Below are 18,155 nucleotides of genomic sequence, written 5' to 3' on the forward strand. Positions count from 1 at the left end.
TCATCACCCCCTGAATTGTTTTTTGGAACCATAACCATAACTGGACGTATACAATTCTTGAGGTGATTGAATTGGCTACGTTTTTCTCTTTTTTGTGTGCGATTTTTTTATTTGCAACGATTATCTTGGCTATCATTTTCAGGAGAAATAAAACGGCAAGCCTTGGAATTATCCTAGCAGGCTTAATGGTTTGTATCCCACTATTTTTCCTTGCAGATTGGGGATTAAAAAACCAACACAAGGCCGAAATAAATCGTGTAATTACAAAAAATCATGGTACGGTTATTGAAATTGATAAAGTAGATGCAAAGGAAACTCCTTTTTATCCGGAAGCCAGTGCATCCAACCGTTATTACAAGGTAACTTTTGAATTGAACAACGAGAAAATCATTGGCTGGTATAGAGCTACTAATTACATCAATGACATACACGCCACACCTTCAAAAGGATATCCTGAAAGGTGGATTTTACCTGGGTCTTTTGATACCAGTCACTAGGCCACTTTCCAAGGAATGACCTTGAATCTACTGATAAGCAACTGATGGAACACCTTGCTGTTCCAAACCAGATACCGAAGACCATCCATAGAGTGATCATTTTCCTTCACTGGCACCTCAGCGCGGTCGCCTGTAACATCTTCCGGATATCTGTAGTTCGTCAATTCTTGGATAACCTCTTTCAAATGATCGGAAATGAAAATGTTTGGCCTACCGTTGTCACTCTTCACTTTGAACAGAGTGGAGACAGCCCGTATGCCTTCTTTCAAGTGCTTCTGAGCTGCTTTAGCTGGCAAACCATTAGTCAGATACGTTTTAATGTTGCTGGCGTCCTCTGAGTCACACCAAAACATTTTGATCTTCCACTTCTTCATGATCTCCTTGTCTTGAGCCACCCAGCAATCTGAACTGCCGGGGACAAGAATCTCCATCTGAGCCTTGTAGATGGCATCAACAATCCACAACTCTCCGTTGGCGGTCATTGCCCCAACGAGAGTAACCCCGGGGTTGGTAAAGCCCCAGTCTTTGCCCGCCTCAATGTGAACAAAATGTCCGTCTTTGAACTTCTGCTCGCAAAGCGCGTGCGGTACTACATGTATCGATCGGTCAAATTCCTCATAGACCTGTCCAAAAAACACATCGAACCGGGCGAAAATCTCCCGGTCAACATATCGTTTCGGCATGGTTTCAATCATGCGCTGAATATTCTTTTGTAATTCTGGCAGCGGATTGTCTTTACTCGTCCAGTAAAAATTGCACCATTCAGGATCATTACGATATTCGTCCAGTTGCCCGCCTGCCTGCGTATGCTGCCCATTCAATACGATGTCATGATAAAACCAGTTCATCCCCTCTGGCGTAGTCGTCCAAACACTCCAACCGCCTTTATCAGCGAGAGCATAAGAGAGGTATCCGCTCCAAGTCTGCTCCTTCATCTTGGAAGCCTCATCAAGCCACACACCATCCAGCCCTTTACCAACTAGCGTCTTCGGATTGTCGGCAGATTTAAACTGAATGAGGATGTACCCTTTCAGCCACACTCGATTCTTAGACAAGTCCCAACTCTCGATCATTTCCTCAGGAATGACCGCTGCCAGCTCTTCCTGCTGAATCTCTGACATGGAATAGGTCGGAGATACACACCAGTATTCAAGCCTTGGCTTTGGCTTTTTCATAACCTTCAAATTCCGAGGGGGCTTATATGGTAAACCCTTGTCTGCCTCAAAGTCTGCTAGGATGTTATCGAAAAACTTTCGGGCTCCCACGTTCGTTTTGCCACCGCGTCGCCCGCAGTTCATAACCACGTTCCGGACATCACATTCCATGACTTCGATTTGCTTGCGATGCGGTGTCCATCCCTCAAATGGATCAAGATCAAGTGCCAGATTTGTCACGCGACCACCTCCGCACAATGATCTCCTTCTCAGTACCACCGCCATTACTCAACAGTTGCGCTTTCAGTTGAATAGCCTTCAATTTTTTGTCTTGGACCCTGGTCAGTGCTTCTTCAAGCGATAGGATATCTTCAATCGTTCGATACTCAGTCTCTTCGATTTCAGTAGTAACCAACTCATTACGAGACAGCACGACCGTCTTGGATTGCCCAGACTTTTCATCATGAACCTGTACAGGCTCTTTTATAGCGACTCTCTCTTGAAGGACCCGACGTTGCTTCTCAGTCAGCCCTTCCTTCAAGTCACGAATGCGGATCATCATTTCACGTTCACGCCATGTAAACAAACGGATCTCTTCGTCCGCCTGCTGCACTGGATCAAGGTTGATCCTATCAAATATCTCTACTTGCTCTGGAGTCAAGGCGTCCATCCAAATCGACTGGTATTCGCCCGTCTTGACTGCGTTGGTATTATGCTGTGGTGCACCGCCTCCAGCACCGTGGAAACGGCACACATCCCAGCCCGGCTTAGCCCAGTTTTTGCATTGCTCATGTCGTTGTTTGCTTCTTGCCTTGCATCTTTGTTTGTCCGGATTTCTTGCCATCTACATGACCACCACCTCACCACTTCATGGGGTTGTTTTCAAAAAGAAAAGAGCGCCCGATTTGGACACTCACTTATAATCATGATATTGTCTCAAAAAGACTCCAAATTCAGACATGAACGATTCTAAATATCCCCTCATCTGTTTGAAATGGTTATCATATTCTTTGTCGCGCTCTTCCTGATGATTAGAAAGCCAATCAGGATCCATCTCGAGTATGAATTGATACCATATTTCGGCCACCATAAGATAAGAATCAACAGCCTCCTGAGCTTCTACACTAATGGCAGCAGCCTTATAAAGTAAATCATGTTTATCCATAGTCAAATGGTTCAATATTAAAACTATAGAGTGATACTGACGCTCTACCATGCAGTTGACTAAAAGATTGAATGCATCTACGAGTTTCTCCTGTACATACTTTCCATCCCTGTATCTTAAAGAGAATGAGTTGAGAAATTCCCTTCTATGCTGGTCTTTTATCGTCATCCTCACCCCAATAAGAGTAATTGCTCCACCAATAATTGATCCTAAAAAACCAACCCCTGCTATAAGAAGATCTCTTTTGATATCGATAAAAGCATCAATGACAGCCAAGGTCATTGTTCCAACAATAACAATCATAGAGCCAAGTCCAAAATAAGCTTTAAATTTATCTATAGTATCTGCTCTCATTGCCTGATCCCTCCAACAGTAAATTTCAACAATGAGAGACAATATCCTACAAATATTTTAGAAATCGTCCTTCTGCAGCTCAATGTCCAACTCTATCAGCTTTTTCAGGTCATCTACTGTTTTGATCTCGATGTGGCCTAATTGGAAGTCCTTAACCCACTTTGCAATAGCTGCTTTCACGACTTTTCGATACTGCTCTTTTGATTCAAGAATACTCTCCATTACTCCGATCTCATACTGAAGAAGAAGATCGCCATCAGAAACACAGGAACGTTTGTTTGTATTTTTCATTGTGACACCCTCGGCTTTCCTGTAAAATGGAAGACGAGATAGCGAGTGAAGACAACTGCGGCCGCAGGTATCGCTATCTCAGCCGGGGTGACCCGGGTGATCAGGGGGACGTTAACGCGTCTCCCTCTTTATTTTGGGTAAGGTTTATGCAAAGCTAGAAGCTTTTTACGAATTTTCTTGTTCAATGGCATGAGGTATTTATGTTTTCCTTGTGTTGTGTAATTTTCAGCATGGGAATCAATATTCTTTCTGATCCACTCCAATCGTTGGCTTCCCTTCCCATACCTCGAATGAATTGATTTCCCATGAGTCTTTTTCCCATGGATGATGAAATAATGTTCACCACCCGTTTTGCCTTCATAAATCCAATTGGTTGCCTGATAAATCCCGCCATGATGATTCTGTTCAACATCGGCATAGCTCACAATCAATTGGACATTGGGTGACTGCTCTTTCAAGAATTTGATTGCCTTAGCCAATATCTCTGAGACAAACGATTTGTGAGTGGTAAGAGCTACTCTTGTGAGTTCACAACACTCTTTCTGATTCAGACCATAAGGTGAACCAATTCTGCTATTGGCCCCACGACTAAAAATAACAACTCCGATGAACTTACCATCTTCCCAAGCCCCTATTTTCACTGACTTGCCAGCAGGCAAGCTTTTGCTATAGTGGAAATTCTCACAAGCAAACTTTGCAGCCTCATGTGTCGCCCAATCGACTTTCAAATCAGTCATGCTCGAATTCCTCCCCGCAATGCGGGCAAATCACCAACTTGGAACTCAATACTCCCAGATCTCCTTGGTCCTCTACTGTTCCAGCTTCGAAATTCGGTATCTCGATCTCTCCCACCATTTGCTTGAGGTCTACATCATCAAAGCCCGATAAGGCAATGTCTACCCCTACCTGCTGCAATTCAACAAGCAATCGCGTGAGAGCGTCTGTGTCCCAATCACCGCTGATCTTGTTCAATGCAACATTCAAAACCTTCTCTTGGATTTCATCCAAGGACACAACAGAAACCTCTATTTCAGTAGTTCCTTGCTCTACAAGGATTTTAAAGCGTTGATGCCCGCCGACGAGATTACCTGTTTGTTCATTCCAAACCAGTGGCTCGACGTATCCAAACTCTTGAATGGATCGTTTCAGCTTCTCATATTCGATGTCGCCCGGTTGCAAATCTATTCTTGGGTTATACGGGGCTGGATTGATTTTAGAGACTGGTATTTTCCGTATGTCCATGCTGTTCAGCTCCTTCGTGGCGATAAAGTAAGAATAAAGAATATTGCCAGTCCTTAAATTGCTGCATGCCTTGATGTTGTTGGGCTGACAATGTTTTTTCCCGGTGAAACGAAACAGCTACTATTCAAACGGAAAAGTATATGTTTTCTTTCACCGCAAATAATGAGGTTGACGCTTAGAGCCTCATGCATTAGCTGGCTGTTGGCTTCTGGCGACCCCCTAGTCCAAATTGGGGTCTTCGCCTGCCTCTGTGATCTCCTGGCTGAATAGGTGCAGGAGCCACGCCTCTGCTGTCTTCCCGTTGAGAGAATACAGGGGGTTAATAGCTAATGCTGACCGTCCATCCAAGTCAGTTCGGCGCATGATGTGTAGCTCAATGAATGTCTTCACAATCTTGCGTGCTGTTGGATAGGAACAGTCTGCGATGCGGGCAAGGTCTTTGACGGTAAGCGGCGTCCCCTTTTGCCCGCGCTCATTGTCGCCTTGCAGGAGGTTAGTTCCCTCGCTGGCATAAGGTGCGATCTTCAACAAAAAACCAGCCTCAGCGAGTGACAGCTTTCTAAGCCGTCGCTTTGCCTTTTGGCTGGCTTTGATCTTCACGAATTTTGAGCTGCGACCTACTGGACGAAAAACTTTTACAATCTCGTCCGACCGGCGCAGCACTTCCTCCGTGTAGTATATTTCTCCTGTCACTGAGTCGACATACTGACGCACTACATTTCACCCACCTCCATGAAAAAAGCACCACGTGGGTGCTTTTAAATTGCCTCATCATCGGCCTGTTCTTCTAAATCAATCCCGAAAATGACTGAAATCCAGTTATTAACTGTATCTACATAATCTTCTTCATCCAAAGTCAATTGAAGGTGATCCGTCATCACATTTAACCACTCTGCATATTCACCCATTGTTAATCTTGCTACATTGTCAATCTCTACTTTTTTGCAATAAGAGAAATGCGTAGTCAATTTTCCAACCTGATCTCCGCTATTACCTTCTAACGAGAGAATAGCAGCACCTGGTGCATAAGAAATTTCCTTTTCGCAAACTGGACAATTGCATACCTTGTTTAAATATTCAGGCCGTGAGAATCCTTGTCTCTCAATTATAGTTGAGGCTTCGATTGTTCTGATTCTATGCCGTAAATTTGAAATATAAAAATAATGAGCAGGGCCGCCACCTTCATTTTTCCCATTTTTATGCAACTGGTAGTGGACGCCATGCGTTATTGACCCTAACCCATGATACATCATCATTATTTGAGCCGTTCCACCATACATCGATAGTACATGTTTTGATGCAGACAACTGAAGATAAAATTCTTTGAGATTCTCCAACTCATCATCGTTAGCAGCGGTCTCATCAAAATTATCAATCCACACGGCAACTGCTTTACATTCTACCTCTTTCAAAGCGTCAGCTATTTTTTCTAACCTACTTGGACGATTAAGAAGTTCATTGGATAAATAGAGGTAAGCAATTACTGGTAGCCCAGTTTTATTCACTTTTAACATCGTCTTAATAATTTGCAAATGAAATTGAATTGAACCAGAGAAGTTTTCTTCACCAATTAACATATAAGGGCAAAGAATAGCAAGTGGTAATAAAGAAGTGCCGTCACTTTTTTTAAGTGATGTTTGGATTTCGATATTTGCCTTGCAAAAATCAATTAGTTGTAATGCATCGAAGTTTGACGGTTCCGCCTTTTTAATGCCAAACGTAGTTTTAATCTCATCTGGCATGAGTTGAGCCATCTCATGAAGCCATGCACGTGGCTTTTTTTGTTTAAGGTGATACTTCCGAGGAAAAAAATAACGGTAAGTCTCTGGATCAATCAAAAATGGTTTTCCATTTGCCTCAATAGTACTCCCTAGGCTGTTTCTCATTTTTAAGGCATAAGGCTGACTAACCATTAGCGCTTCTGCATTCTGTAAAGCATAGGCTGCAGAAGACATCTCATTTGAAGCGGCCACACGGATAAAATGTTTTGGTAAGGAAACCATCGTCATCAAGAATAACCTCCATTTCTGGATTTAAATTCTCGATTATGCCTTTCTTCACATCCTCTACAAGAATGCTGCTTTTTTGTGCTTCAAAGACTTCAACTGCTTTCCCATTAATGGACAACAGACCAATTCCAACATTCTCAAAATAATCGCAATGATCTAGAGCCCTATGAACATACTGCTCAGGCATCCCAACATATACATAATCTGCAGCAATTGGATAAACTTTGGCCTGTTTATATGCCTTCTTCCAATCAGTCAGTTTTAACTCAATTGCTACGGTTACATTCGTAGCCTCATTCACAAGGAAAATATCAATCCACCGCGAACTAAGTTGAACTTCCGCAAATGCTCGGTAGCCCATTTTTGAGTATGTTTTTACAAGAGGCGCAATCAAATCTGTCTCTTTCATAGTCATATCGCCCTATCCACAAAAAATAAGCAGGTATTTGGCACCAATCGAGTTAGTTAATATTTCCAACTAACCCATCAATATCCCTGCTTTAGTTTTTTAAACACCTGACTTATTTTGCCAAACATTCTCAAGTTTGTCACTAGGGGTATTTTGTAGTTTCTTGTAGATTATATTCTTCGCTACTTTTTACAACAGTATTTAGCTCACCGAACAGGGAGCGAGTTGCCTGAGCCTTACCTCGCAAATATGTACCTGTCTGCTGGGCGCACAAAAGAAAAAGCACCGCTTGAGTGCTATGGAGAAACTTTTTGATTGTAAACCTCAAGAATACTCCAAAGTCCATAGGCAAAGAAAGCATAGAGACTTAAAAGTATAACGAGGACCAAGCCTAACATGAATACCTTCCCTCTTAACTTTATAAACCAAGCGATAACAGAAAAAATTAGAAGCGGCCCCAAAACATACATAGCCAATACTTCAAATATTGCAGAAGCTCCAGCATGCATTAAATTACGCATACCTTCAAAAAAATTTTGTTCAGACAATTGCATTCCCTCCCTATTCCATTTTGAGGTAATCACAGGAGGTTGTCTATATCAAAAGCCCCACTTCCTTCGGCAGGGGTCTCCGATGCTAACCAATCCTTACCTGCTGCGGTCACATGCTAAGGAGGTGCAAGATTGTGAAACCTTCACCAATTGTGTTTGATTTTGCAAAAAAAGCACCTCATTAGGTGCTTATTTTTTTCGCCTCGAATTTCAATTGGTTTTCATTAAGAACATACATTATAATTTGCCTCATTTCATCCCGAGTTACATAAATTCCAATTGATTCGGCATACTCTTCGATTTCTTCTGTCGTAAACGTACCGTTCTGATTTTTCTCCGTGATAAATCTACGCATTTTATTTAACTCTCTTGCAGACAATTTGCCAATTCCTCTATCACCACGAAATGCGTATGGTACATCTTTGATAGATAATAATTTTAACATTTTTTCCTCTAAAGCATCGAAACGAGTCACAAGATACTTGTCCGCATCGGATACATCAACGCTTTGGATGATACTTTCGCTTTGTATAGCTCTGTATATTGGGTTGTCAGGTTTCTCATCTAAAGCAGCTTGGCTAACCATCCGTTCGAAGACTTCTTTCAACTCGACTACACCTTTCATGTCATTAGTATAGAAGATCGTTCTTTGCTCGTTTATATCGAACGGAAGCGTCGTCCCTTTCTCGCAAAGCTGAACTAAAGGCTTTCTAACGGCATGCCTGATCGCAAGTTCATACATTACGTTAGGATTTAAACCAGTTAAGTTTGCCACCACAAGGTCGGCACTTAGAATTTGTTCGATTACCTGTCGAGTAATTGACCCTCCATCACTCATCCTGTGAGCAACTACTACCTCGAAGCCAAGCTTCTCAAGAACTGGTCCCAATACGGCATCAATTACCCCATCTGCTTGCCTTCTTATCAATGATTCGTCAGGACCAATGGGCGTAATAACAAAACAAATCTTCTTAGCATTCTCCAAAACGTTCAACCTCCCTTTTATGACTCCTTTCGACACAAGGAAGGTATTTCCTTTTACCCAGTCCCTCAACAGGAATATTGCCCCATTTGTCGAATCGTCTGTGTTAGGGAAGGTGATATCCTGTCAAGAGTCGCCTTCTCTAGCCTAAGCGACCAGAAGAAAAGGAAGGGTGAAGCTGTATGTTTGTTGCGCAGTTCGACAGAATAGCTGAATATAATTGGCTATCAAAAAAGTTCGCTGATGCTGTAAAGAATCTATACCCTCATCCAGTTGCTATTGTGACTCAACAGCTCTTTGATCCTGTGCTTTTTAACCAGTTCGTAGTTTTGAATGACACTACGATTGATATCGTTACTGGTAAAACAGAGAATAACTATGACACAAAATTTTCATGCTCAATCGAATCCTACCCAATCAAGTCGGTCCAGAAAATCTCAGCAGAATTTTCGGAGACTGCACTGATTCCAAATGACAAATTCGATATTAGCGCTTTAAAACAAAAGCTAACCATCTCCTTTCATGGGGGGCAAGAAATCGTAATTGACTATATGAAGGCACACCCATATTATCTGCAAGCGTTACTTAAAGAATTAGACCTATTCTCCAAAGAATTAAAAGCTAGAATGTAAGCCGCCAAATGGTGGCTTTTCTTATTTTTTATCATTGGAGACTCTTCAACTTACGACAAAGTTAGTTCATTCTTCCTCCGGATCACAGTGCCCGCCCATGCCTTCTTTCCTGACGATTACGTGGTGAAGCTTATTGCATGGCAACTGCTCTTTCACTTGTCGTCATAGAACGCTGGTCGGAAATTCCAGTATCTCGTCTTGGCTGGCTATTGTTAGCTTCACTACAACACCACCACCTGATTGTTTGTGTTTGTTTTGGGAAAAGAAAAAGCTACCCAGCCGAAGGCAAGTAGCTCATTCACAATTTTTCATGCTCTCATATTAACAGGGGTGAAGCCTAGTTTTGGTACAAGAAAGGTTCAGATTATGTACGAAAAACGCCCAATGGAAAAGACGGCTCAGATAATGGCAGCCGCCTTTAGGATGAATGTCACTTTATCTATTGCTCTATTCTTGTGAAAGTCATAGGTGCTCTTTGGCAAGCGTAGCTCAAACTCATAGATATGCTTGTCCCGTTTTTGTTCGAAAAAGCATTTCTGGATTATCTCCCGTCCTTCTACATGGAGTGCTCCAACTGCTCTTTCAATTGCCATGCATTTTTGCTCGTAGTTGCGGATCATCAACGGGCGTTCTTCCCTGAGAATGATCGTGTTACCGACAATATCGCGTCGAGTACCACGGCCATCAATATCCCCTCTCGTACCATTTCCCTCGATATTTGCCATATCTATTTCCGTGAAGTCGAACTGCTCAGGGAAATACTTCTCAACACTGTAAATCTCTACGGCAGCTTTCATCGACGGGTAGGCTTTTAATAGCTCACGTGCTTTCTCTTTGTCTTGAGCATTAACGAACAAATCTAATTGTGCGCTCATCTTTCCAATTCCCCCTCGTGGCAGCCCATGCTATAATTTTCTTGGCGAAAGAAATTATTAGGGCTCCCTGTTTGGGGGCTTATTTTTTTGTCATTTTATTTGAATCCAGAAATAATGTGTAAAATAAGATACACTTCTCGCAACCCCAAATTTTGGATACAATTAATAATATTAATGTTAAGGTTGGTGTTAATCATGACAATGATCAGAGGTTTCTTATACGCTTTAGCTAGGATTAGGTTTGATATTCTCGATAACTTTGCAAACGATGTAGAGGAGGCTATCTCAGGCCAGCGAGACTCCTACATTAAATACCTTGAAGAAGAAGCATCAAAGTTATCAGAAGAGGATAAAGATGTTTTTTGGGACTATAATATTGATCGCGTCGATGAGCTTCGAACAGAATACCCCAACACACTTCGTTCATCTGTTTTAATCAGCTGTTACAGTAACTTAGAAAAAACACTTGTTGATCTACATAAATCCATTCGAAAATCTAGTATCGTTCCCATTAGGAAGCTTGAAGATGATTCACTTTCTGGAAGTACCATAGAGAGAGTTGCCACCTGCATAAAAGAAGACTTGGGGATTACAGTCCCGTTCAACATAGATTCATGGAGTAGAATAATAGTTTACAAGGAAATTCGTAATAAAGTGGTACATGAGCTTGGAAGAATCTCATCATCAAGTCCCCTTGTTACTAAAATCGAAACCCTTCCACACGTTCACATTAACAACATAAATGAAATAGTTTTCGAAAATGAATTTTCAAGACAAGTAATTTATGACATGAAAACGTTTGTGAAGTCTCTTTTTAAAGAAATTCAGGAATTTAAAGAAGCTCATAAATTAATGTTTTAATTCGCCCCCTTTAAGGGGGTTATTTAATTTCTTTTTTGTTAAATATAATTTGTTGATATTTTCCTTTGCAGTCGGAAAAGTTACTGAAGAAGGAGTGACTTTTCGATGCGGAAATTGATTATCTTATTGGGCTTCTCTTTGTTTTCGTTCATTACCCCAAGCACTTATGCAGCAGATTTACATCCAAAGCCACCGATAAGGGATATTATCAATTCGATCGATCATTGGATTCGAAAAGGTTGGACACTTGAGCAGCATATAAGGCATGAATGTGAAGCACATGAATCATGGAAAATTCCTCGTGGACATAAACGGCTTAAAAATTTCAAAATTGTTTCTGTAACTCCATTTGGATCTGGCTATCAAGTCTATGCCACTTACGAAGTAACGGGGACAAAATGCCGAGTCCATGCGAAAGTAAGTAGGTGTGATGGCATTTGGGAAAATCAAGGGTTTACATTTGATTACCATAAGTAATGTTTTGTTAATACTTAATTGCTCATCATTACCAAGCTCTCTAAATCAGGTGCATAAGCAAAACCATAGTAAGGATCGCGTGTTGGCTCATGAATTTTGACCGTTTCTGATAATGACCCAGCAAAAACTTCATCTCCTCGGAATACAACTTCATCATAATCCCCATCAGTTCGGTACATGATCTTCTTAATAAGACCAGTTTTCCTATCAAATCCTATTTCAATTACGTCGTATACCCCGCCGAAAATCTTAATTTTAGGTTGCTTCATACATTTCCCTCCCATTTATCAAATCGTGTGATAAGTAAACTTATTTAAACTTAAAGCCAACGTGTAATTTGATGGAAATTTTGTTATACTTATAACAAATCACATAGAGGAGGAATGTTCGATGCTCTACATCCTCGGTTTTGTAGCAGCCATTATTGGTGCAGGCTACTTCTTAACTGGTTTGTTAAGCCTTAAAGCAAGAGACTCACATTCAATCAAGCATTACAGTGATGATGCATATGCTCAACAAACAATGATTCATCTGTCTCAAAACAACACAAACCCTTTTTAATACTGGCACGCTTTACGCGTGTTTTTCTTTTTCCCTTCTTCTTTCCAAAATTACCGTTTTGTTAAGCGATTGCTTTTAGCACACCTTTGCAAATTGCTTTGCACTCGGTTCCTCCTTCTACTTTGATTGCATAGTAACCGTGAGCATCAGCACCAACATAAAATTCCCATACTTCTGTTTCGTCGTTATAAAAAATACCAGCGTTACCGTACTTCTTCGCTATTTTCAAAAGCAACTTCCAAGCATCGTTTACATTTTCGATTGGGTTCCACGCGGGATACAAGAATTCAACCTGCTCCTTGCTCCACCCCATCACCTTAACTCCCAGCGTTTCAACGATCTGCTGCTCGGTCATACTATCCCCACCGCCTCGCATTCGCCTTCGCACTCTTCGTCGCTGAAGCTGTCTACCACCCATTCTGGATATCCGTTTTTCTGAAGCAAATTGCGGTTCTCTGAATCGGCTGAGCTGACAGACAGTTGACCGTGCATTCGTTCTGGGAAGTATTTCTTCGCGTCCTCCAGCGCTTGCTCTGGCGATTCTGCTGGCAAAGTAGTCGTCTGTTCAACGGTTCCTGATTGACCTTTGATCTTGTATTCTGTCATGGCTATTTGCCTCCCTAACTGTTGTGTAAATAGTGCTATCAATTCCTAAAATTATCCTGTGATATACTTACTTCATCACTTTTCAATGATTGGATGGTACTGCCAATGCTTTTAGATATTTTCCGTGAATGGGCTAAAGATAGGTCTCTTTCCCTAAAATTACTTAATGTCACTTCCGAAATTACCACCCATGAATTTGTAAACGGCATAAGGATCGCGGATCCATCATCAAAAGTTTTACATGAATCGCCACACTGTTTTGGCCATATCATTGTTTGGGAGTCACAACAATTTGAAATGGAAGTGCTTCATATCGAGTCTGAGGAATTAATTTATTGGAAGTACCATGAAAAAATAGACTGTAACACTAATCTGAATGAAATCACTTCTGACTATTTCAAGGTATTACAGACCGGATTACGAATTTAGCTCAATACACATTGTGTAAAGCGATTGAGCTCGTTTTCTTTCCTCCTGAAGTTCCAGATGGTAATATTCGGTCTATAAAGGAGGATTGATACTATGCATAAGAATTGGTTCTCCATTGGAGGTTTATTGATTGGCCTTAGTGGATCATTGATGTCACTAATTGTTTGCTATGACTATATTTTGGGTGAGTCCTTTAAAGGTCTCGACTTCTTGCTATTTTTGCTGATCATGCTTCCTGCCATTTTCGCTTTAGTTACGTCCTTTGTAGCCGCACCGATAATCTTGGTACCTTTTATTTGGTCGTTACCGTTCAGTACTTATCTGTGTATTGCTTCAGATGTAAAATGGTTTGCTATTTCCTGCGTTACATACCTTATTTCCGCATTTTTAAAATTTCAGGGAACCAAAAACCGTATCCATTTATCAAATTGAACGTTAATATTAATATCATGTCGTAATTTTTCATGAGGGGTATTCATGAAGAAATTTAGAGTACATACCAACGGCATTAAGATAATGGTTCACCAATTTAGTGATTCAGGTACACCAGTAATTTTTCTCCACTTTATTCGCGGCAATGCTGTTGTTTGGAATGGGGTAATACCCTATTTTGTGGATCATTACACTGCAATTGCCATCGATTTGCGTGGTCACGGAGAATCTGATCAACCTGAAACTGATTACGAAATTTCAACCCTTGCGATTGACTTAATAGGCGTTCTAGATTCTCTTAATTTTGATGCCGTCCATATTGTAGGAAGTTCCCTCGGTTGTTACGTTGGTACATACTTAGCATCAAAATTTCCTTCCCGAGTTTTATCCATCGTTAATTCTGATGGAGCAATGCAAAATCATTCAGGGCCAAACGGTAAATTTGCTGATAAAAAGGAAGCCTTTCTTGAGAAACTCCGGGAACCAGATTTAGTTTTCTCTTCGATCGAAGACTACGTTAATTACGAGAAAGCACGCAGAACCCATTGGAATCATGTTCTTGAGAAGGCAATCACCGATGGTTGGGCAATCTCGATGCGTGAACAAAAAGCTGGGCACTTTTCCCTCTACACCACTAATCAAACATTTATTCAAATCATGGGATCTTTGTACGATCTTAAACTTGAGAGCTTATATAAAACCCTCTCATGTCCAATACTTTTCCTCCCTGCAGCCATTCACCGGAACTTTGATGAAAAAAACCAATTCATACATGAAGTATTGAAATATGCACACCCCCTAAGCAAATGTGTAAGTATACCTGAGACAAAGCATATAATGTTGTTTGACCACTATAAGGAAGTAAGTCAAGAAATCTTATCGTTTTTCAATAATCTAGATAAACAGTCAGGCTTAACATAATGAGCTTGTGTGCCCGTCTATTTTTGTCCCAACTCCCTGTGGCATAATAACCACAAAGGGGTTGGTCACGTGGAAAAGTCGTTTTATTACTCGGTGTCTTGGTCCGAAGTTAATTACTTGAAAGAAACATTGCAGTCTATAGAGATACCGTTTGCAATTGAACAGCCGTCAGATAAACTGCAACTTGCTGCTGGAGAAGTTGCGTTTGTTTTTCCAGACATGCATGTAAGGGTTTATCGCCATATTCATGAGCTATTTGGCAGCCATGGGCGAGCTTACCCCAGATAATTCATTGGTAAAACGCCCAGTCTGTCGTAACATTCAGTGGTCTAGCTACCTGTTGTCCTTGACCGTCTCATGCGGTCTAGCATTCCCATTAGTTCCGGGTCATCACGTAATAAGCGCGGTGATTCCCGGGACTGGAACGCTCCTGCCCTTTCTTGCTCCATTTGCCACTGAACAGATGCTGGGAGACTGTCTACTCTTAACTTGCTATCTCTGATAGGTACAACCTTATGCGATTGCTTTTGTTGGAACTCCCGGTTAGCAATCTCTGCTTGTTCAGCAGTCCGCACCCCCTGAACGAACATCTTCTCCAGGGTCCCTTTTGCGTAATCCCAAGCCTTGCCTTTTTCTGCTGCATATCGCATTACCCAAGCCAACAAGTCCAACTGTACCCCGTCTTCGAGATAGCTATGTAGTAACTGCATGATAGTTGGATTAGGGTCGAAGTTGAAATAATGCTTGTATTGATCAATTACGCTATTGAAAACTTGCAGGTCCCTTCCACCGACCACCACCACGCTTTTATGCTGTTCCTTGGAATCAGTAGTAGTGGTATCAGGAATCAGTTTAAGGGAATCAGGAATCAGAGAATCAGCAGGGCTTTTAGTAGGCTCGTCACTACCTAGGTACGGAATTTCCGAGGAAAGCCCTAGGCTATTCTGAGGCTGTGCCTTACCTTGGTCGGTCACAGCCCTAGGCTTGTCCTTACCTACTTCGGGCTTTGGTATTTTGCTCGCTGCTTCTCTATGATGAGGATTTTGATGGTCCTTAAATTTTGGAATACTAATGAAGCGCTCTCCATCCACTTCGTATCTGATGATAAAACCAGCGTGATGTAATTCCTGCAAGCACTGGTCTACCTCGACATTCTCATATGGGAAAAGCTCACCCTTTATTCGCTTTGGTCTATCCTCTAGAAACCCCTCACGATCTGCTAAGCACCACAAACCGATGAACAATAATCTTGTGTGGGGACTGAGATCAGACAGGTCCTCGTTTTTAAAAAATCCTGGTTTGATGTTCCTTGCTCTAGCCACTTCCTTCAACTCCTCCCGGCTATGATGCTCCTCCCTGATAGAAAGGAAGGAGAGTCTTTTGTTGGTATTCAATAAACGCTAAGCGACCCGCTCGCGTGTTATGAGCCTTCCAGTGGCATGTACCTGACTGAGTAACTGGACCGCATGCTAGTGCAACGTTCCAAGGTTCCCCGGTTCCTCCTTGGCTTCGGAAGATAATATGGTGCCCTTCTAATGTCCATACTTGCTTACTACTTTTCTTACAAAGCACGCAGTAGCCCTTATCCCGTTCCCACACCTCAGCGAGAACTTTGGAAGTAATCTTCCCGCGATCCTTTTGTTTCTTAACTCTTCGCTTAAATGTAGGTTTAGGAACGACTCGAACCTCATTGAACATGCTCATTTTTATCGCCTTCCTTTTTTGCAAGTACTCTGTATTGCTTTATCTTGATTGGAGTCCATTCCGGATAGTACCTCCTCATGAATGCCGCTGCGAATCGTTTTAGCGTCTCGGCATCTTCAAACACTCGATACATGTCGGGGAGTAGAAACCATCGCTCTATCATTGCTCAGCTGCCTCTTCATCGGGTTCAGCTTGACCTTCTTCTACGACCTTATAATCCACATCGAAAATGTTGTCTGACTCAATTCCGTTATCTTTCCGAAGCTTCAGAACGGCTTCATCAGTCGAAAGCTTCTCCTGCACTTCGATGCTAATCGGCATGTATTTCGCCATTTCCTTGATGCAGGTTTTCTTGCACATACTCTCAAAGTGGTCTTTCCATGGACCTATCAGCTTCCCGTCTTTCTTGGCAGCAGAATGCGTCATGGCATGCTTTTGGCATTGCTCGGCCGTCATGGTTACAAAATCAAAAGCTCCATCTTTTAGTCGATAAGCTGAATAGTAACGAACTGGCTTCCCTTGATCATTTGCTCCCCTAGATTTAATGGCTGCGATAGCTTGGGCCATCATAATGTCCATGAAATCATCCTTACTCGGAGTGAAGTTCTCTAGGTGGTGCAGCATATCAAAAGGAACATGGACTAGACGCTTGTCTTCACCTTTGATGTAAATGAACAAGTCGTTTTCGTAGACGGTCTCAGCATAAATCTTAGAAACATCACCAGTGCGCCGAATCAAATCAATCTGTCCTTTATATCCAATCTGAAACTGGCATTCCATTTGCTTAGTACGGTTGTTTTTGAACGGAACTAAATAGGCGTGTCCGATTAAATTAGGCTCCAGTCCCAACGTTGCACAGTTCATAACAGCTCCCACAATTGATGCAGGTGTACAATCAATAAGTGCAGGCGTCCTACTGATTGCTGTTAACGTGATTCGAGCTAAACGCTCAGGCGTCATATGTTTTGGTACTAACGATTTGATCGCTTGAAAGTTGTCTGCAAGCTCTTTCTTGATGACTGCATTGAAGTTTTCAGCCTTAGTCATCGTGCGCTGAGCTAGTTGCCCGGCTAAGGCCGACTGATTAACTTTCTTATCTTCAGACATTACTCATCCCCTCCAATTACCCGAAATATACGGCCGCGCTTCCCGGTCTTCCATGTAAACCGAAGATCCCCTTGAAAATACGCTTTTTCGCTTGTCTGCATATAGCCCTTAATCTGATTCTTTGCTGCTTCCTCTCGCTGTTCGGCTTGGCTTTTAGCTACTCTTGCTAGATGCAACTCTTGGATAATCGGGTATGCCTCCTCAGGTAGCTCAATTGAAGAATCCGAAACAGATTCAGGAAATGCATTCTTGAGATAGTCAGTATCTTGATGAGAGAAGACTGGCGGAATTTTTGCCACCACATGCTCTTCCCAGAATCCTTTTTCGATAGTAATCAGGTTCTTAATCAGCTCTTCATCCCGTTCGATTACCCGCCATTGAAAATCCCAGCCTCCAATCAGAACGGCGATAAACCATCTATCTGCCCCTGTAACAGCCATGTAATGATTGCATTGAAGAATGTACTCCGTTGGAGCCTGCGTACCGGACCAGTCATCCTTGCAATATTCAGATGTGTTCTTGCATTCCAAACCTGCATTCTGTCCAGGTAGCCAGCGATCAATGTTTGCTAACATGAAGGGATGCTCGGGATGCTGGAATATCGCGTTTTGGCGCCATACTTTATATCCGGTATCCTCTGCAAACCAATCAGCAATAACAGGTTCCAGAAGTCGTCCTGCCTTCATTTTTGGATTGTCCTCTACCGGAGGTAGCTCTCCCAGTTTCTCTAGGTAAACTGCCATCGGTGATTTGTAGCGACTTAACCCGCATATCGCGGCAGCATCGGAACCACCAATTCCAAGACGTCGATGTTCCAGCCAATCTTCATGCTGCATGTTTAGCGTATTCACCAAACGAATGGCTTGCATGCTCTGTCCCTCCCTCTTGTTTTTTAG

At 42.1% G+C, this 18,155-nt stretch carries 28 protein-coding genes; 9 read left to right on the forward strand and 19 right to left on the reverse strand.

The window, feature by feature from the left end; genetic code table 11:
• The first annotated feature begins 62 nt into the window (after positions 1-62).
• Positions 63-497, forward strand: a complete 435-nt coding sequence (locus AB432_RS18370) for a hypothetical protein (protein WP_162630256.1) — start codon at positions 63-65, stop codon at positions 495-497.
• On the opposite strand, the gene AB432_RS18375 is transcribed toward AB432_RS18370, so the two are convergent.
• From AB432_RS18375 to AB432_RS18425, 11 genes are all read right to left on the reverse strand, one after another.
• Positions 494-1,891 (reverse strand): terminase large subunit domain-containing protein, encoded by a 1,398-nt coding sequence (locus AB432_RS18375; RefSeq protein WP_048033508.1) that lies wholly within the window; start codon positions 1,889-1,891, stop codon positions 494-496. The two genes, AB432_RS18370 and AB432_RS18375, sit on opposite strands and share 4 nt — an antisense overlap.
• On the reverse strand, positions 1,872-2,495 hold the full coding sequence (locus AB432_RS18380; protein ID WP_048033509.1) for a hypothetical protein: 624 nt from the start codon (positions 2,493-2,495) through the stop codon (positions 1,872-1,874). The genes AB432_RS18375 and AB432_RS18380 overlap by 20 nt, the downstream gene beginning before the upstream one ends.
• A gap of 69 nt (positions 2,496-2,564) precedes the next feature.
• Complete coding sequence (locus tag AB432_RS18385) at positions 2,565-3,170, reverse strand: hypothetical protein (protein WP_048033510.1); 606 nt, start codon at positions 3,168-3,170, stop codon at positions 2,565-2,567.
• 57 nt (positions 3,171-3,227) lie between these two features.
• A complete protein-coding gene (locus AB432_RS18390) occupies positions 3,228-3,461 on the reverse strand; it encodes a hypothetical protein (RefSeq protein ID WP_048033511.1) in 234 nt (77 codons plus the stop codon).
• A 128-nt stretch (positions 3,462-3,589) separates the two neighbouring features.
• Positions 3,590-4,198: a Mom family adenine methylcarbamoylation protein gene (locus tag AB432_RS18395; RefSeq protein WP_048033512.1), complete on the reverse strand. Its 609-nt coding sequence runs from the start codon at positions 4,196-4,198 to the stop codon at positions 3,590-3,592.
• Positions 4,191-4,703: a ParB N-terminal domain-containing protein gene (locus AB432_RS18400; protein ID WP_048033513.1), complete on the reverse strand. Its 513-nt coding sequence runs from the start codon at positions 4,701-4,703 to the stop codon at positions 4,191-4,193. The genes AB432_RS18395 and AB432_RS18400 overlap by 8 nt, the downstream gene beginning before the upstream one ends.
• A 219-nt stretch (positions 4,704-4,922) precedes the next feature.
• A complete protein-coding gene (locus AB432_RS18405; RefSeq protein ID WP_048033514.1) occupies positions 4,923-5,417 on the reverse strand; it encodes a hypothetical protein in 495 nt (164 codons plus the stop codon).
• 44 nt (positions 5,418-5,461) lie between these two features.
• Positions 5,462-6,712: a hypothetical protein gene (locus AB432_RS18410; RefSeq protein WP_048033515.1), complete on the reverse strand. Its 1,251-nt coding sequence runs from the start codon at positions 6,710-6,712 to the stop codon at positions 5,462-5,464.
• Positions 6,660-7,121, reverse strand: coding sequence for a hypothetical protein (locus tag AB432_RS18415; RefSeq protein WP_162630257.1), 462 nt, complete (start codon positions 7,119-7,121; stop codon positions 6,660-6,662). Before AB432_RS18415 ends, AB432_RS18410 begins: the two co-directional genes overlap by 53 nt.
• Positions 7,122-7,417: 296 nt before the next feature.
• Entirely contained in the window at positions 7,418-7,669 is a 252-nt protein-coding gene (locus AB432_RS18420; RefSeq protein WP_048033517.1) for a hypothetical protein, read from the reverse strand.
• Positions 7,670-7,853: 184 nt separating this feature from the next.
• Entirely contained in the window at positions 7,854-8,657 is an 804-nt protein-coding gene (locus AB432_RS18425; protein WP_053079603.1) for a TIR domain-containing protein, read from the reverse strand.
• A gap of 179 nt (positions 8,658-8,836) precedes the next feature.
• Between AB432_RS18425 and AB432_RS18430 the strand changes: the two genes are divergently transcribed.
• Positions 8,837-9,286, forward strand: coding sequence for a hypothetical protein (locus tag AB432_RS18430; protein WP_048033518.1), 450 nt, complete (start codon positions 8,837-8,839; stop codon positions 9,284-9,286).
• Positions 9,287-9,684: 398 nt separating this feature from the next.
• On the opposite strand, the gene AB432_RS18435 is transcribed toward AB432_RS18430, so the two are convergent.
• Positions 9,685-10,161, reverse strand: coding sequence for a hypothetical protein (locus AB432_RS18435; RefSeq protein ID WP_048033519.1), 477 nt, complete (start codon positions 10,159-10,161; stop codon positions 9,685-9,687).
• 195 nt (positions 10,162-10,356) lie between these two features.
• Here AB432_RS18435 and AB432_RS18440 point away from each other — a divergent pair, with 195 nt between their 5' ends.
• Positions 10,357-11,022, forward strand: a complete 666-nt coding sequence (locus AB432_RS18440) for a hypothetical protein (protein ID WP_162630258.1) — start codon at positions 10,357-10,359, stop codon at positions 11,020-11,022.
• Between the two features lie 105 nt (positions 11,023-11,127).
• On the forward strand, positions 11,128-11,499 hold the full coding sequence (locus AB432_RS18445) for a hypothetical protein (protein WP_048033521.1): 372 nt from the start codon (positions 11,128-11,130) through the stop codon (positions 11,497-11,499).
• Positions 11,500-11,513: 14 nt separating this feature from the next.
• Here the strand turns inward: AB432_RS18445 and AB432_RS18450 are convergent, their stop codons facing one another.
• Complete coding sequence (locus AB432_RS18450; protein ID WP_048033522.1) at positions 11,514-11,768, reverse strand: hypothetical protein; 255 nt, start codon at positions 11,766-11,768, stop codon at positions 11,514-11,516.
• A gap of 121 nt (positions 11,769-11,889) precedes the next feature.
• Between AB432_RS18450 and AB432_RS30805 the strand changes: the two genes are divergently transcribed.
• A complete protein-coding gene (locus AB432_RS30805) occupies positions 11,890-12,060 on the forward strand; it encodes a hypothetical protein (protein WP_201265892.1) in 171 nt (56 codons plus the stop codon).
• A 61-nt stretch (positions 12,061-12,121) separates the two neighbouring features.
• On the opposite strand, the gene AB432_RS18455 is transcribed toward AB432_RS30805, so the two are convergent.
• Together AB432_RS18455 and AB432_RS18460 are read right to left on the reverse strand one after the other, a co-directional pair.
• Positions 12,122-12,415: a BC1872 family protein gene (locus tag AB432_RS18455; protein WP_048033523.1), complete on the reverse strand. Its 294-nt coding sequence runs from the start codon at positions 12,413-12,415 to the stop codon at positions 12,122-12,124.
• Complete coding sequence (locus tag AB432_RS18460; protein WP_048033524.1) at positions 12,412-12,666, reverse strand: hypothetical protein; 255 nt, start codon at positions 12,664-12,666, stop codon at positions 12,412-12,414. Before AB432_RS18460 ends, AB432_RS18455 begins: the two co-directional genes overlap by 4 nt.
• 93 nt (positions 12,667-12,759) lie before the next feature.
• On the opposite strand from AB432_RS18460, the gene AB432_RS18465 reads away from it, so the two are divergent.
• The 4 genes from AB432_RS18465 to AB432_RS18480 all read left to right on the forward strand — a co-directional run bounded on the left by AB432_RS18465 (position 12,760) and on the right by AB432_RS18480 (position 14,736).
• Positions 12,760-13,095 (forward strand): immunity protein TriTu family protein, encoded by a 336-nt coding sequence (locus AB432_RS18465; protein WP_162630259.1) that lies wholly within the window; start codon positions 12,760-12,762, stop codon positions 13,093-13,095.
• A gap of 93 nt (positions 13,096-13,188) precedes the next feature.
• Positions 13,189-13,527, forward strand: coding sequence for a hypothetical protein (locus tag AB432_RS18470; protein WP_048033526.1), 339 nt, complete (start codon positions 13,189-13,191; stop codon positions 13,525-13,527).
• A gap of 45 nt (positions 13,528-13,572) precedes the next feature.
• Positions 13,573-14,448 (forward strand): alpha/beta fold hydrolase, encoded by an 876-nt coding sequence (locus AB432_RS18475; protein ID WP_048033527.1) that lies wholly within the window; start codon positions 13,573-13,575, stop codon positions 14,446-14,448.
• Between the two features lie 69 nt (positions 14,449-14,517).
• Positions 14,518-14,736 (forward strand): hypothetical protein, encoded by a 219-nt coding sequence (locus AB432_RS18480; RefSeq protein WP_048033528.1) that lies wholly within the window; start codon positions 14,518-14,520, stop codon positions 14,734-14,736.
• Between the two features lie 41 nt (positions 14,737-14,777).
• Here the strand turns inward: AB432_RS18480 and AB432_RS18485 are convergent, their stop codons facing one another.
• From AB432_RS18485 to AB432_RS18505, 4 genes are all read right to left on the reverse strand, one after another.
• Positions 14,778-15,842: a DnaD domain-containing protein gene (locus tag AB432_RS18485; protein WP_235617496.1), complete on the reverse strand. Its 1,065-nt coding sequence runs from the start codon at positions 15,840-15,842 to the stop codon at positions 14,778-14,780.
• Positions 15,790-16,152 carry an HNH endonuclease gene (locus AB432_RS18490; protein ID WP_048033529.1) on the reverse strand — a complete coding sequence of 121 codons (363 nt, stop codon included), beginning with the start codon at positions 16,150-16,152 and terminating at the stop codon, positions 15,790-15,792. Before AB432_RS18490 ends, AB432_RS18485 begins: the two co-directional genes overlap by 53 nt.
• Positions 16,153-16,311: 159 nt before the next feature.
• Entirely contained in the window at positions 16,312-17,259 is a 948-nt protein-coding gene (locus tag AB432_RS18500) for a recombinase RecT (RefSeq protein ID WP_048033531.1), read from the reverse strand.
• Positions 17,259-18,128, reverse strand: coding sequence for a YqaJ viral recombinase family nuclease (locus AB432_RS18505; protein WP_048033532.1), 870 nt, complete (start codon positions 18,126-18,128; stop codon positions 17,259-17,261). The genes AB432_RS18500 and AB432_RS18505 overlap by 1 nt, the downstream gene beginning before the upstream one ends.
• Between the last annotated feature and the right edge of the window lie 27 nt (positions 18,129-18,155).

Origin of the sequence: Brevibacillus brevis (genome assembly GCF_001039275.2) — a bacterium.
GTDB classification, from domain to species: domain Bacteria; phylum Bacillota; class Bacilli; order Brevibacillales; family Brevibacillaceae; genus Brevibacillus; species Brevibacillus brevis_C.